Genomic DNA, 15425 nt, shown 5'->3' on the forward strand with positions numbered 1-15425 from the left:
AAAATGTTTTTAATGATTCGTCCTAAAATAAAAAATCCCCACCGAAGTGAGGATTCCTATAACAGCGTTAGATATGTTCTGACACCAATCAAATTTCAATAAGCAATAGGTCGTCAAACATATTTACGCAGTACGTTTTACAAAATCTATGCCGTTACGACTCTACAATTTAATTTTTGTGGTAATCTTCAAAATATCTAGGGCTGCTTTTTGAAGATTGATATATTGTTCAGGAATCAGCAATACCGTTTCTTCATCGTCACGAACGGGATTTTTGAGCTGTATTAATTGTACCTCTGCTAAATCAACCTCTTCGCCCTGAAGCGTTTTTATCCCTAGGGCTAATATTTTTTCGGTGTTATCCCCTACCATTTGTAGATTATGAAAATCTGGAATTTGGTCAAAATGCTCTTTTACATAAAGTCCCAAAGTAGCAGTATAAGAAGCAAATAGGTGATTTAAGACCGAAAATTTATGAACTTCCTTAATACTTGTTTGCTTGCTTTTAGGTTCAGAAAACATTCGCTGAAATGCCGATGCCAAGTTGGCAGTTTTTACATATACATCTTTACGCGCCAATTTGTAAGGCAAATAATGAAACTCATTACCCAGATATAAACCTCTTACCTGCCTAAAATATTCTAAATTAGCTTCTAGCATTTCGACTAATACCTTTTGGAGTTTTTCCTTTTCCCAAGCCGGAAATAGAAAATAGCTTGCAATAAAGGATATGCCACCGCCAATAAAGGTATCCATGACTCTTTCTTCAAGAATAGAAATATTCCCCATTCCTAAGAAATTATAAAGAATGAGTATAAATGGAGTCATAAACAAGACACTTACCACATAGTTTTTTCGTTGAAAACTATACGCTCCAAGCATGCAAAGCAACAAAATGGCAAATAACACATTTTTGTTATGCTGATACGAAAGAATTAATAAGCCAAAAATAGCCCCTACGATTGTACCGATTAAACGATGATAATTTCGCTCTTTAGTTAGACTAAATGCAGGCTTCATGATTACCATAATCGTGAGCAAAATCCAATTGCTATGCAAAAACTCAAATGACTGTGCAATGATAAAGCCAACCAGCATTACAAGCGCAACTCGTAAAGAGTGCCTGAATATTTCGGAATCAAACGTAAGGTTTTCTCTGAAAATTTTGGGTTCAAATTCTTGATGAGAAATAAATTGGTCGGTTGCTAAATCACTAGAATTAAGCGTCTTTTTCTTTCTATTTTTAAAATTTCCTACAATTTTCTTTAATCTCGCAAAGATATTCTTGATGTTGACTTCGATATTTTTCAATGCACCAATACTTAGTGCTGTAAATCCATGTTCTTCGGCATGTTCCTCCAAATCAAGAACGGCAAGGTGTAGTTCTTGAAGTTTTCTAGGAATAATTGGTGAAAGATGCGGGGTTGTGCCCATTTTGAGGTCATACCCAATCTTTTCTAATTCATCTGCTAAAAGTGTCAGAATATCCTCATACTTTTTGAGAATGCCAACACTATCAAACTGTTTATGAAGATGCTGGTAATTATAAAAAGTGGACATAATTTGCTCAAACAAATCAATAATATCCACAAAAACTACCACCAAAAAACGTCCCTCTTGTGTCGACTCTCGAACGATCTCACGTGTTTTGAAAAGCATTTCTCGAGTAGCATCTTGCTTTTCATTCACACTGATTTGTGTTTCAATAAGCTTTTTATAATTTTCATCATAATCAACTCCTTCACGATAAAAAGCTGCTTTAATTTTCATGAACTTGGCTACTTCCACAATAGAATCTCCTAACGATTGCTGTGCAATGCGATAGGGCATTATTCTGTACAATGACAAACTAAGTGCTGTATACCAAAGTCCCCCTATTAGGATATAAACAGGGTGCATCATGATTTCATGAAGCGGGCGAATATCTCCAATACTCAATGTCATGACCAATAGCGCTGCCGTACCAATGGCAGCTGCACGAAGCCCATAGACATAAAACATAGAGAATAAAAAGCTAAATCCTGTAATCATTAATCCCAGAATCGGGATAGACAGATTGGCAAATCCTACTAGTAAAGCCACCAACGAAACTATTCCTGTGGTAGTAAGCATAGCATTGCGTCGATGCACAATAGGACCAGGCGAATCCACGACGCTGGCACATAAGGCTCCCAAAGAAATCGTCATGCCGATATTGATTTTATCAAACTCGAGCATGAAAAGACTTGGAAACAGAACCCCAAAGGTGATACGAAGTCCGTCTCCAAAATAGGAGCTTAAGACGAAATGCTTGATTTCGTTGGTAGGTCTTTGTGCACTATTGAGCATATCATTCAAGATTAAGATTGCTTATTTATACTAGATTCAATGGTAGGTTTAGTTTTTTTGAATATAGAACTATTTTCAAAGAAAAAGGGTATTTCGCTACAAAATACCCTTTTCTTTATTTAATCTTGGAATAACTTGATTTGTTTCAAATTGTCGAACGTTAAGGGCTTTGTGATAAATCCGCTCACTTCTTCAAACCCTTTGGCTCGTTCTATATCGGCGGGATTGATGGACGAACTAACGACATATATTGGAATCTCTTTCTCAAATTTATTTTTGATTTTGGAAAACTCTTCCAAAAACTCCCATCCATCCATCACTGGCATATTAATATCCAGTAATATCAAATCAGGAATCACACCCTCTCCCACGACTAATTCATTGAAATAGTTGAAACCTGCCAAGCCATTTTCGAAAATGCTCAAGCTTTTACAAAAGTTTTTGGAGACCAATAATTTCTTTACCCAAAATCCATAGATGTTGTCGTCATCTATGACACAAATAGTTTCTACAGGCTTCATTAAAATGTAATCTTAAATGTTGTACCAATATTTTCTTGACTTTCGACTTCTATTTTACTTCCCATCAAATCCAGTTGGTTTTTGATTAAAAATAACCCAAAACCTTTTCCACTGGTGTGCTTATGAAAAGTATGATGCATACCAAAAAGCTTGTACTTGTATTTCTCAAGGTCAATACCTACACCGTTATCCTCTATTTGCAATATGATTTTATTATTTTCAATCCAAGAAGAAAGAGTAATCTCTGGACACACTTCGGGTTTCCGAAATTGAATTGCATTGGAAAGAAGATTTGTCAGAATGCTTTCCAAATAGGCTGGTATATAGTAGACACTTTTACAGCTTGTAAAGTTGCTTTTGATACGTGCGCTACTGAGAACTAGCTCGCTTTGAATCTGACTTTTGACTTTTGTCAGCATCTCATCAAAGCAAATCCTAACTTTCGGTTGTTGAACTTGTGATTGTGTTACTAATACTTCATTGAGTTGTGAAATAGTTTCGCTGAGCTGCTTAGAAATTTGCTTAACATTGTCTAACAAGAGCTTTTGCTCATACTCGGTATCACATTCTTCAATGAAATTACTTACCATTTCTAAGTTGCCAGTATGTGACCTTAGATTATGTGATACAATATGGGCAAAATTTACCAATTTCTTATTTTGTTCATGAATGATTTTTAAAGAATCTTGTAAAAAAAGTTCTTTTTGTTTTTCTTCATCGATATTCTTGATTACTCCACGAACGCCGATAATGATACCTTGAGTATCGAATAGTGGGCTACCTATGACCCTTACCCAAATTTTATTTTGCAAATATGTCAAAAACTCACAACTTACATCGAAAGCTTTTCCTAAGGCAATAGTTTCGTCAAATGCCTTCGCGACCATAGCTCTAGAGGCTTCCGGGTAATACAAGAATGCCTCAGCCAAACTAGGAGTTTCTAAATTTGAAGGAAATTCATGGATAGCTTTTGTACTTTCTGACCAATACACTTTCTGTGTTTTGAGATCAACCTCCCAAGCACCAATTCGTGCTAATTTGGATGATTCATTCAACAGAAATTCATTCTTCAATAAAGAACTTTTGTAATTAACAGTCTCCGTAATATCAATGATGGACCCTGCCATTTTGATAGGCTTTCCCTCCTTATTCCACATAGCTTGCCCTGACGTTTGAAACCATTTATATTCTCCAGAGCGACAAAGCAGGCGAATTTCAGTTTTGTAGGGCTTCTTTTGATAAAGATGTTCCCCAATGAGTTGCTCGACTTTCGCCTTATCATCTTGATGCAAAAGTGTATTGAAAAAAGCGTTGAATGAAGTGTTAATCTCTCCAGCCTCATAGCCCAATAACTCATAAAATTTGCTCGACCACCAAACTGTATCATACTGCAAATCCCAATCCCATATACCAGCTTCTATGCCATTGATGATGAGTTCAAACTCTGTTTTGTGAACGGGAGGGGCTGGCAACTTTTCAGGGTGTTCTATCAAATAGGAAATGTGCGTAAACGTTCCTTTCAGCAATATAGCATAGTCGTACTCGTCCCGCAATTCAACATATCCATTTATTTGAAAAAACTGAAAATTTCCATCAGCGTTATACAGCCTTATTTTTTGCTCAAAATAGTTTTCATCTTTTGTTAATTCCTTTACTACATTGAAATCTAGCCATTTTGTATCCAATGAAAACAGATGGCGCTTCAATGTATCCAAATTATTAATTGTTTGGGAAGGCAGTGATAAAATCGCATTCACATTATCTGAAATAGAAAACGTATTGCTCGTCAAATCCCATGCCCAAAAGTTAGGAATATCGTAATATCCTTCCCGATTCCAAGGCTCTCGGATCGTTTTCATAACACAGTGTGGTTTTACTCAAATCAAAAATTCAATTGTGGTCCTTTCAGGGATTTTATCAGTAGTGGAAAGGATTTACTATATGATTGAAATACAGTAAAATGAAGCATATTTTTATTGATAAGTCGCTGAATCAGTGACTATAATAGCGTTACGGGTAGACAGTTTGTCTTAAAATTGGCATATAGCATAAAGTAAAAAATCTTTTACTGGCTATATATCTGAATGGTGTTTACTAGAAGAAAATCAGATTTAAATTGTAGAAGCTAACGAAATTCGTAAAACAGATTACGAATTTCGTTAAATATATCAACTTTAGCAAAGATACAACTATGTATTGATTATATGGTCACTTTGATATCTAAGATGTTTGGCCAGCAACAAATATAACTCATCTGCGGTATGTGGCTTCAACAGATAATCGTTCATGCCTACAGCGAAAGCTTCTTTGATAGTTTCCGCATTATTGTCAGCTGAGCTTGCAATGATGGTCAAGTTGCTATCTATTTTGCGGATTTCTTTGGTCAATTCAAATCCGTTCAATTCTGGCATTTGTAAATCTATAATCGCTAAATCGTAGCATTTATCTGAACTTACCAACTTCAAAGCTTCGTATGGAGAAGCACAAGTATCAACCTGAATACCTTTTTTCAATAGATTTCTTGCAATGATTTTTAAGTTGATTTCATTGTCATCTACTGCCAAGATATGATATCCTTTAAAATCAAAATCAGTCAATTCTTTTACAGAATAATTTTGATTTTCTGCAATTTTAAAATTAACGGTAAAGTAAAAGTTAGAGCCCTCATTAAGCCTACTATCAACGTTTATTTCACTATTGAATAATAACAAAATCTTTTTGATAATAGCCAGTCCAAGTCCAGTACCACCAAATTGACGTGTGGTGATAATGGAAGCCTGTGCAAATTCATCAAATATTTTAGGCAAAGATTCTGCAGAAATTCCGATGCCATTATCAATAACCTCAAATTTGACCTCAACATGCGATTGAGTTTTGTTCGCAATGCTAGCTTTTAAAATAATTTTTCCATTCTTGGTAAATTTTACCGCATTCGATACCAAATTGTTAATTACTTGAACCAAACGAGTAGGGTCTCCCTCCAAAAATGCAGGAATATCGGTATCCAAATCTATTTGTAGTGTATTGCCTTTTTCCTTAGAACGATGCCAATTTATTTCTACAATATTATTAAGCAAATCAACAAGGTTAAAAGGAATTTGCTCAATTTGTACTTTTTGTGCTTCAAGTTTACTGTAATCTAAAATATCGTTAATAATTGATAAAAGAGTTTCCCCCGTAAACTTCAACACCTTTAATGGAGCTTCTTGTTCTTTGCGAGGCTGTTCTTCCAAAAGCAAATGAATATTGCCAAGAATTGAGTGCAAAGGAGTTCTAATTTCATGACTCATCATCGAAAGAAACACCGATTTTGCCTTTAATGCTTCTTCCAAATGAAGTTTCGCTTGCTCTAACTCTTGGTTTTTTATTTCTAAATCTTCTTTGATTTTTTCTAACTGAATTGTTTTTTTCCGAAGCTCAAATTGATTCGTTACTTGATTTGCTAGGGCTTTTAAGGCGTCAATTTGATCATCGGCTAGCGAGCGGGGCTTGTTATCAATTACACAGAGCGTACCTAACGCATATCCTTTGGAGGTTACTAGCGGAATGCCTGCATAAAATTGTATACCAGGGTCATTTATGACAAAAGGATTATCATAAAACCTATCATCTTCCAATGTGTTTTCAATAATAAAAGGTTCGTATGGATTCAAAATAGTGTGTCCACAAAAAGAAAGATCTCTGGGTGTCTCTGCCATATCGATTCCTTTAGCTGACTTAAACCACTGTCTATCCTTATCAATCAAGCTGATAAGGCTTATCGGAGTTTGACAAATCTCTTGAGCAATTTGAGTGATAGAGTCATAATCTCTCTCGGGTGAAGTATCGAGAATATGATAACTCTTTAGCGCATCCAATCGCTCCGATTCGTTACTTGGTAAGAGTGGTTTTTTCATAAGTAGTTTGTTACGTAATAATTGAGGTAATGTACCCAACAATATCTTTGTATGTGAACAAAGACCCCTATTGCCCAACCCACTCGGAATAGGTTATGGCTATCTGGTATTCAGAAATTTACGGCGTTTCGCTACTGGCAATAGACGAAACTTACTACTTAGGGCTTGCAGATTTATAGTTTTATAGAAGTGCCATCACAAGGGTAATATGAGCACAATACAAATTAATTTACTATAGGATACTCACTTGATACGTGTAGAAGTCACTAAAGACACATATACAGAGTGGTAAAAATACGTATTTTATTTAAACAAATAAAACTATAGTTAGTTGATGAATATATTTTATGAGTATCATAAAACAAACTGAGTATTTCCTCTTACATTGACGTGGACTGTCAATAGCCCTGAAGATGTCGCTGCAATTGTTGTTCCTTTGAGGTGATGTGGTCGAAATACAGCCCCATACTTAATATCTTCTTTGTAAATATTGGTAGTAGCTTCAGTTAAGGTTGTAGATTGTACTCTAATACTCAAAATCTGTCCTTCATTATCAACAGTTATTTTAAAGACAATTTTACCAACTTCGCTAGACTTGTCTGTCAACAAAGGTTTTTGAGCCAAATAAAAGCGATCTAGTCCATATTCGAGACCTTTTCCTTTTGAGGCGCCATAATCAGGCATAAAAGCTTTAGGTTCTGGGCTATAGCCATATTTGTCAGATGTAGAGCTTGGCAATTTTGCTTTAGGAGCTTTATAAGGACTTGGTTTAGCATAGGATGTTTCTGCTCCTGATGCATTACGATTCTCCCTGTTTGGGGCTGCAGGACCCGATGCTTCTTTTATTTTTTTGTTATGTTCAATTATATTTTTGAAGGGAGCTTCTTTTAATTCATTCGTAGCAAAGGAGATTCTGATTGGTTCTTGTGTCACTATTTTCGTAGCTTCATTCCAAATAGGTAACTTGATGGAAGTATAAAAAAGAATAGCGCCAACAGCAAGCGTCCACCAAAAGGCTGCTTGCTTGTTTTTTTGTTCTTCTAATTCTTCTTGGTATGTTTTCATGGGTTAAGGTATTTTCTTCTTCTGCAAATTTATAAAATCGCATCAAAAATATAAAAGATAAGGGGTTGAATAATAGCTTATAAAGCCATATTCAACCCCTTGATAATAGATTATTTCTTGTTACGGTTTTTTAGGAGCAGTAGCTGGGGCATAACCAGTACGGGTCATTTCGCCCCAAGAGTGTGTTTTCTTGAAAAACAAATCATAGTTACCTTTTATAGCCCAATATACCGTGAGTGGGTGATAAATAAAAGGCTCTAAAATAGCAGTGACAAAAAGTCGTCCTATTTCTTTTGGCTCAGAGTAACGATTAAAAAAGGTTTCCTGAGCCTGAATTGCCAATATTGAAAAGAATAGAGACATTGAGAAAACCAAGCCAAGCATAGCTATAAAAAAGTATATATTGATATAGCCCAACAGAATCATTACCAACGTAAAAATCAGACCGAATGCTTCGATAAACGGCCCAAACCATTCTGCAATCAACCAATATGGGAAGCTAAGCAAACCAATAATACCATATTTTTTTCGTCCAATCATATCTCTATGAAGCATCAAACACTCGGCTGTGCCACGTGCCCACCTATTACGCTGGCGTGACAAAATGGTCTTTGTTACAGGAGCTTCCGTCCAACAAAGTGGGGTGGGTACGTATGCTACTTCATAAGGTATTTTTTTATTGAGCATGAGTTTGTGTAATCGAATAACCAACTCCATGTCTTCACCAACTGTTTTCTTATTATAGCCACCAGCCTCAATAACCCTTTCTCGATGAAAAATACCAAATGCACCCGAAATTAACAGAAGTCCATTGATAGATCCCCATGCGGTACGTCCTAACAAGAAGGCTCTGAAATATTCTATTAGTTGAATTCTTGGCAGAAATTTATTAGGAATTTGTAGCTTCACCATGTGACCATGATATACCTCTGCATCGTTATTGAGCCAAACAATTCCTCCTACTGCAACAACTTCTTTATGGCTATTAATAACTGGATAAATTAAGTGTTCAAAGGCATTTTCTTCCAACAAACAATCCACGTCGACACAAGCAAAATAATCTGAGTACGAAACATTTATGCCCGCATTAAGGGCATCGGCTTTACCACCATTAGCTTTATCAACGACGATAAGTTTTTTGAAAGCTTTATTTCTGGATTTATAAATAGCTTTGATTTCGTTGCAAGGCAAACGATATTCGAAATAGTAATCTACCTTTTCTAAATCATAAAACTTGATGGCTTTTTCAAGCGTATCGTCTTTACTCCCATCGTTTACAATAATCAATGTTAAATTATTGTAACCAAGTGATAATAAGGAGCGAATGTTCTCAACAATGGTGACCCCTTCATTATACGCAGGTGCTACAACAGAAATAGAAGGTAGGTACGGATTTTGACGAAAAGCATTAAAATCGATATTGAGGTTTGCTTGTTTATGGTGCTTCAGTACTTTCCATGACCTAACGCTCATGAGTATGTAAGATGTAAAAATCATCATACAGTACAAAAACAAACCAAATTGTATAAAGTAAGAGAAGAATGTTAGCATCCGTTTAAAATTTATTTAGCACATGAATCGCCAATTTTTGATCAGATTTATCCCCATTTGATTCAAGATAAGATAAAAATGACATACTATTCGAATTCATGTTTTGAAGCGTTTCGGCAGCTTTCACCCGAATAGCTGGATACGCATCTTTCAATTTGTTGAATATAAATGGAACATCATCGTCGGTTCCGTGTAAGGCTACGTATTTTAAAATGGCAATTTTTACAGGTTCTTCTTCAGAAGCAAACCTTCTTTTTAGATCATTCAAATACTCGTTGCCACCACACTCTGCGAGGTATTCGATAATAGCAGTTCTTACTTTTGGATTGGGATGTACCACAAATGATTTAGTATCCATCTCCAAATCAAGCTCTTGAAAAATATTAGCAAGTTTCAATCCTAATATTTTAAGTGTAACTGATTCATGGTTAATCAGTTTGCTTAAGTTAGGGATTTGTTTAAATTGGCTTCTTTTCAAAAAACTGATGATTTCATACATTTCCCAATCTGAAAGAGGAAAATGTATTTCAGACAGAATATCCACTTGATCGCCACCCATTGATATTTCGGCCTTAATGGCCACCAAACGTACAAATTGATTCGGATGATCTAATAATTCGGTAAACATAGCCGAATTTTCTAACGCCTTAATCGCCAAAAGGTCATTCGTTGCGTTGACTAGTTTATACCATTTGTACCTGAAGAATTCCTTTTTGATTTTTTGCTCGAAACCAAAAAAGGTGTACAGCTCTTTTATTTTTTTTTGATCGTCGCCCAGGAGAACTTTGTTGGCGTTGAATATTTCTTCGTAGAGAATTTCTCTAAACAATTTAAACTTTAGCTGAATATTAGAAAAGTAGTTTGCAATTTCTTTGCTCATAAATTCTTGAATATTCAAGTCTTCTTCCATGAGCCAAGCTGTGATATATTGCTGAATTTTTTCTCGGATTTCTGCTCTTCGTTTTGCGCTTCTTTTGGCACTTATTTTTTCACTCAGTATACTTATTATAATCACCGAATCTACAACCAACAAGATTGCAGCAATGACTAATATAATAAATATAAGTCGTTGAATATGAGTGGGTATATTATTCATAAATTTTGAGAGAAAGGGCAATAAATATCATCAAACCTCCAATGGAATCCCTAAACGGAGGTTCCGAGTAGTCTTTTAACACGAATGATTAGCTCGTTGAAACGAAACGGTTTTTCAACGAAATCATTGGCGCCAAGTTCCAGAGAAGAAACGATTTTATCTTCTACATTCGTACTTGAAAGTACAATAATTGGAGTTTGAGCGTCGCGGGTTTTACGGATATGAAAAATAAGCTCATATCCTCCCGAAAACGGCATTTGTAAATCAGTAATGACAATATCAGGTTGAACCTCGTCGTATAAATCAATAGCGTCCAAGCCATTTTGACACCCTGTCACTTCAAAGCTTTCTCTATTAAATTTATCAACAAGTAATTTTAACAACAGTGATTCATCTTCGGCAATAAGAATTTTCATGATTGATCAAAATTGGGTCTAGTACAATACCCCCTAAGTATTGTGAAACTAGGGTTAATATTTATTTTAATTGTTACCGAATAATAGTTTTATTCGATTATTACTTCATTTAGATAGCTTCTTCTGAAAGCTTTTTGAGCTTTTCGTAATCGTTTTGAATATGAAGCAAAATCTCTTGAAGATCCTCAATCATCTTTTCTTGAGGGACAATAAATTCTTGGGTTTGTAGAAAGGATTTTTCGACTTCTTTACATTGTTTACTAAACTCAACTTGACCTACACACCCTAACATTGAACTCATCTTATGCAATTTTTTGGCAAAACCCATTTTGTCACCACTTGCAAAAGTATGATTCAAATCAGACATTTCGGCAGGTATGTTGTTAAAAAAGTACTCCACTATTTCAAGAAAATATGAAGCCTCGTTATCAAATAACTCTGCAATATATTCTTTGTCGAAACTAGGATGAAAAGGAAAGGATTCTAAGCTCATTATTATCAAACTTCACAAATAAAACAATCTTAAAAGTTAAACGCTAAAATTGGCGGAGCGCTACTTTTATACTATATCAAATCGAACGGCACCTTCAGTTATTTTACAAAGAAAATCAAAAAACCTATATTTGACTAGTGTAATTAACGAAGAATTAAAATTATCAACGCAAAAATCGTTCCAAATAGGTTTTACTCGAATTTCGGTATTTTATTTGTAGCATAAAATTTAGATTTCATTTTTTTTGATAGAATTATAATTAAGCATGAGCGAATCACCAGAAAAAAGTACCTTTTTTGACCTTCAAAAGTCTGGGTTAAATCAGTTTGGAAACATGGCCCTTGGCTGGTTTCTAACCATTCTTATTATTCGTCTTGTTGAGTTGATTTATGGCAGTACAACTCAAAATATTAGCGATTCACTCATTTTTTTATGGGCAAGAGGTTCGTTGTATGACCTTATCTATTTTTCAAAATCTATTGTCTTTTTAGGGCTGCTTCATCAAGCTCTACTGTTTCTGTCTTCTAAGATTGCTAAAATTGTCATTTGGGTCATTATTTCAGCCTTGACATTATTGCATTTATCATTAATGCAATATTTTTTGACAGCCTTAGTACCACTCGGTGCGGATTTATATAGTTATTCAATCGACGATATCAAACAAACCGTCGGAGCAGCAGGTGTTCCTGTACTCGGAATGATTGGAATGATTGTAATCATTGGATTGCAATTTTTACTTTTCCGTACATTGACGCAAAAAGCTCCGATACATCGCATAGTTATTCCTTTAACGATTTGGGGACTTGCCTTCGTTGTTTATTATTTTGATGTAGAACTACAAATACCAAGTCATCAATTTAGTAATGAATTTGATAACTATCTCACTTATAACAAGTCTCTCTATTTCTCTAATTCGTCTTATGATTATTTTGTTGCTACCGACGACGAAGTAGATATCTATGCCGATAGTTACTTGGGCATTGGCGGTGCTTTACTTGGTGGCAATAACGAGATTTTGAAAGTAAATTATTTGGATGAAAACAATTACCCTTTCTTAAGAATAGATTCTACGCAGGATGTATTAGGTAATTTCTTCAATAAATCTCCTCAAAAACCTAATATCGTATTTCTATTAGTGGAAGGACTCGGTAGAGCTTTTACGGGCGAAGGCGCTTATCTGGGTAACTACACCCCCTTTGTGGATTCTTTATCGCAGAAAAGTCTATATTGGAATAATTTCTTGAGTGAAGGGGGACGTACATTTGCTGTATTACCTTCTATTTTAGGCTCGCTACCTTTTGGAAAAAGTGGATTCAATGATTTAGGCAATAATATGCCCGTTAATAATTCATTAATTGGCATTATGAAACGTGCAGGTTATCATACCGCATTTTATTATGGTGGCGATAGCAAGTTCGATAACATGAAGTTGTTTTTGCAAAAAGAAGGTATTGATCAAGTCAATGATGAGCCCACTTTTACAGGTTCTGGATATCTAAAACTTCCCAAAACAGGTTCATTTACTTGGGGTTATGATGACAAAAGTTTGTTTAAACGATACTTTGATGTAAATGCCAATGAGACTAGCAAACCTAGTTTTCAGGTTATCCTGACGGTTTCAACTCACAGTCCATTTTTAATTAATAATCAGAGTGTTTATACCCAAAAACTATTACAATATAGCCAAAGCCCTAAGGCTAGAATGAGTGCGTCACAGCAACAAAATGCCAAAGATTACACACAAATGCTTTCGACAGTAATTTATACCGACGAAGCTATTCGCGAGTTTTTTGAGAAATATAAAAAACGTAAAGATTTTGCTAACACCATTTTTGTCATTACTGGAGACCACCGTATGCCAGAAATTCCGATGGCAACTAAAATTGACCGTTTCCATGTGCCTTTGATTATTTACTCTCCGTTAGTAAAGCGTCCTGTGAAATTTGAATCTATTTCGACACACTTCGACATAGCGCCTACTATTGCAGCCTTTATGAACAAAAACTATGGTGTAGCAAAACCACTGGTTACCAATTGGATTGGTACAGGTATTGATACCGTCAGACAGTTCAGAAACGTACACTCTTATCCATTGATGATGACAAAAGCACAAATGATTGATTTCATTTATGGAGATTACGTGTTGAACGGGACAGACTTGTATCAAATAGGACCAAATATGTCGATGACCCTAAGTCCAGAGAAAGACGCACAGTCGGCGGTGAAGGCTAATTTTGATATTTTCAAACAGAAAAACGAGAAAATTCAGAAAGGGACTAAGTTATTACCTGATTCTGTTCGACTCAAATAAGTGATTAAACAAAAGAGGTTCTAAAACACATTCGTTTTAGAACCTCTTCTATTTAGGATTTTTTCCTATTTGCTCAATCGATTTTTAACAAGCCTTTTTACCGTATCGATACTCACGGAAATGTCTAATTCTTGTAAAAGCTTTTTTTGTAGGGCTCTCAAATTAATTGATTCGTCTTTGAGGGCTTCTTCTATTACCTCCAAATGCTGAGGATTATCAAGTGATATGATTTGTTTTCGACCTTGGCCTTCTTTTCTAATCAAACCATTGAGTCCTTCCGATAACCATGCTTTTTTCCAATTCACAAATGTATTTTCACTAATATTCATGAACTTTGCTACATTCTTTTGGTTCATTCCAAAATCGTTCAGCAAAAGCCCCTGACAACGCATACGAACCTCTGGCTTCGGATGATACATCGAAGTTTCTTGTAAAAGCTTTTTTTCCGATTCAGAAAGTTTAAGTGCTTCTCTTTTTTGCATTTTACTCGTAAATCTAGCGTGATTTAGGTACACCTCATTTTTTCAAAGGATAACTTTACTGATTTTTTGCTAGATTTCCAAACCGTTACCTAATTTCCACCTTTGATTGCACCTTTTCTTTATAGTAATCCTCTAAAATCTTGCTTGTGAGTGGTTGATATACCTCCCAAAAGAAGCCCTTACGTTCTGAAACCGACTCATCTTGTACAAACCAAGGCGCAATATACTCAATCCACTTAAAGTAGGTAGAGAACATTCCGATAGGATTATCACTAAAATCTCCAGCAAAATAGCTGAAATGATAGTCGTCTCCTTTATGAATAATTACCGCAGGAAATTTTGATGGAATCCCGTAGCGCTGTAGTTCTTTTGTCCCTTGCGAATTGGCATATACTTGGTGATAAGCCATTACTTTATTCATTTTAGGATTATTCTTCAATACATCAAACCAATATGGATACTTGATGCTTTCTGGTAACCCATATACCTCCTGACCTTCGTTGGTACTTACCATAAAAGGCACTTCGTTGGTCAGATGCGTTTCGTTTTCTAATACCACTACTTGGTCTTTTTCTGAAACAAATGCAACACCTGATTTTTTAAATGGCCATGAACCTCTTTGCTTGATATAGTTGCGAACCAACCATTTTGGTAACTCAACATTTACTGTTGTGTCAAGAGAGTCAAAATATCGGCCTATCCAACCTGTCCATTGAACACCAAAGTCATTTTCAAACTCTTCACGAAGATATGGCGCTGTAGGTGAATTAATATCATTGAATTCCATCATGACAAGCTTTTTCTGTTGCTTCATATTTTTGAGCAAAGTCAAATCTTGTTCAGACATCCCTCCATACAAAATTCCAGAACGCTCGGTTTGACTTTTTCCAGCAAACCATTCCTGACGATAAATACCGTAAGTATCGGTAAAAAATGCTACATCAGAATCTTTGCTAAGCTGCTCTAGCTGCGAACTCGAAAAACGTTCCAAGCCTTTTACCTGATACTTTTGGTCGTCTTTCGGAAAAAAGCCAAAGTAATCACTAATTTGATACAATTTGGTGCTAGTTTTGGTGAACCGCTTATGTTTTAGCATCCAAATCAAAGAAATATGTTCTTGTCCGTCGGGCGTAAGAACAGTTTTATCAACGGTGGCTACCACCATTTTTCTTTTGGGAGTAAAACACCAAGCCAACCACATCCAAAGCGGTGCGCTAATAATAACAAGTAATACTAATTTAATCCAAGAAAATTTCTTCATTTTAC

Annotated in this window: 12 protein-coding genes; 1 reads left to right on the forward strand and 11 read right to left on the reverse strand. The window is 35.5% G+C overall.

Annotation, left to right across the window (positions count from 1 at the left end; genetic code table 11):
• Positions 1-162: 162 nt before the first annotated feature.
• The 9 genes from GVN22_RS11350 to GVN22_RS11390 all read right to left on the reverse strand — a co-directional run bounded on the left by GVN22_RS11350 (position 163) and on the right by GVN22_RS11390 (position 11366).
• Positions 163-2328, reverse strand: a complete 2166-nt coding sequence (locus tag GVN22_RS11350) for an FUSC family membrane protein (protein ID WP_166551146.1) — start codon at positions 2326-2328, stop codon at positions 163-165.
• Between the two features lie 119 nt (positions 2329-2447).
• Positions 2448-2849 carry a response regulator gene (locus GVN22_RS11355; RefSeq protein WP_095168241.1) on the reverse strand — a complete coding sequence of 134 codons (402 nt, stop codon included), beginning with the start codon at positions 2847-2849 and terminating at the stop codon, positions 2448-2450.
• Positions 2849-4708, reverse strand: a complete 1860-nt coding sequence (locus GVN22_RS11360; RefSeq protein ID WP_166551147.1) for a PAS domain-containing protein — start codon at positions 4706-4708, stop codon at positions 2849-2851. The genes GVN22_RS11355 and GVN22_RS11360 overlap by 1 nt, the downstream gene beginning before the upstream one ends.
• Before the next feature lie 330 nt (positions 4709-5038).
• A complete protein-coding gene (locus GVN22_RS11365) occupies positions 5039-6745 on the reverse strand; it encodes a GAF domain-containing hybrid sensor histidine kinase/response regulator (RefSeq protein WP_166551148.1) in 1707 nt (568 codons plus the stop codon).
• Positions 6746-7099: 354 nt separating this feature from the next.
• Complete coding sequence (locus GVN22_RS11370; protein WP_166551149.1) at positions 7100-7810, reverse strand: hypothetical protein; 711 nt, start codon at positions 7808-7810, stop codon at positions 7100-7102.
• Positions 7811-7930: 120 nt separating this feature from the next.
• Entirely contained in the window at positions 7931-9283 is a 1353-nt protein-coding gene (locus GVN22_RS11375; protein WP_240915614.1) for a glycosyltransferase family 2 protein, read from the reverse strand.
• A gap of 82 nt (positions 9284-9365) precedes the next feature.
• Positions 9366-10457, reverse strand: coding sequence for a HEAT repeat domain-containing protein (locus tag GVN22_RS11380; RefSeq protein WP_166551151.1), 1092 nt, complete (start codon positions 10455-10457; stop codon positions 9366-9368).
• Between the two features lie 50 nt (positions 10458-10507).
• A complete protein-coding gene (locus GVN22_RS11385; RefSeq protein WP_095168227.1) occupies positions 10508-10873 on the reverse strand; it encodes a response regulator transcription factor in 366 nt (121 codons plus the stop codon).
• A gap of 109 nt (positions 10874-10982) precedes the next feature.
• Positions 10983-11366, reverse strand: a complete 384-nt coding sequence (locus GVN22_RS11390) for an Hpt domain-containing protein (protein ID WP_166551152.1) — start codon at positions 11364-11366, stop codon at positions 10983-10985.
• A 265-nt stretch (positions 11367-11631) separates the two neighbouring features.
• Here GVN22_RS11390 and GVN22_RS11395 point away from each other — a divergent pair, with 265 nt between their 5' ends.
• Positions 11632-13677 (forward strand): LTA synthase family protein, encoded by a 2046-nt coding sequence (locus GVN22_RS11395; protein WP_205690866.1) that lies wholly within the window; start codon positions 11632-11634, stop codon positions 13675-13677.
• A gap of 65 nt (positions 13678-13742) precedes the next feature.
• Here the strand turns inward: GVN22_RS11395 and GVN22_RS11400 are convergent, their stop codons facing one another.
• Positions 13743-14159: a helix-turn-helix domain-containing protein gene (locus tag GVN22_RS11400; RefSeq protein ID WP_166551153.1), complete on the reverse strand. Its 417-nt coding sequence runs from the start codon at positions 14157-14159 to the stop codon at positions 13743-13745.
• Positions 14160-14244: 85 nt separating this feature from the next.
• The gene (locus tag GVN22_RS11405; protein WP_166551154.1) at positions 14245-15420 is read right to left on the reverse strand and encodes a hypothetical protein; all 1176 of its coding nucleotides are present in this window, start codon (positions 15418-15420) and stop codon (positions 14245-14247) included.
• Positions 15421-15425: the final 5 nt, after the last annotated feature.

The sequence above is a fragment of the Cellulophaga sp. BC115SP genome (genome assembly GCF_009905545.1).
Taxonomy (GTDB): domain Bacteria; phylum Bacteroidota; class Bacteroidia; order Cytophagales; family Spirosomataceae; genus Flectobacillus; species Flectobacillus rivi.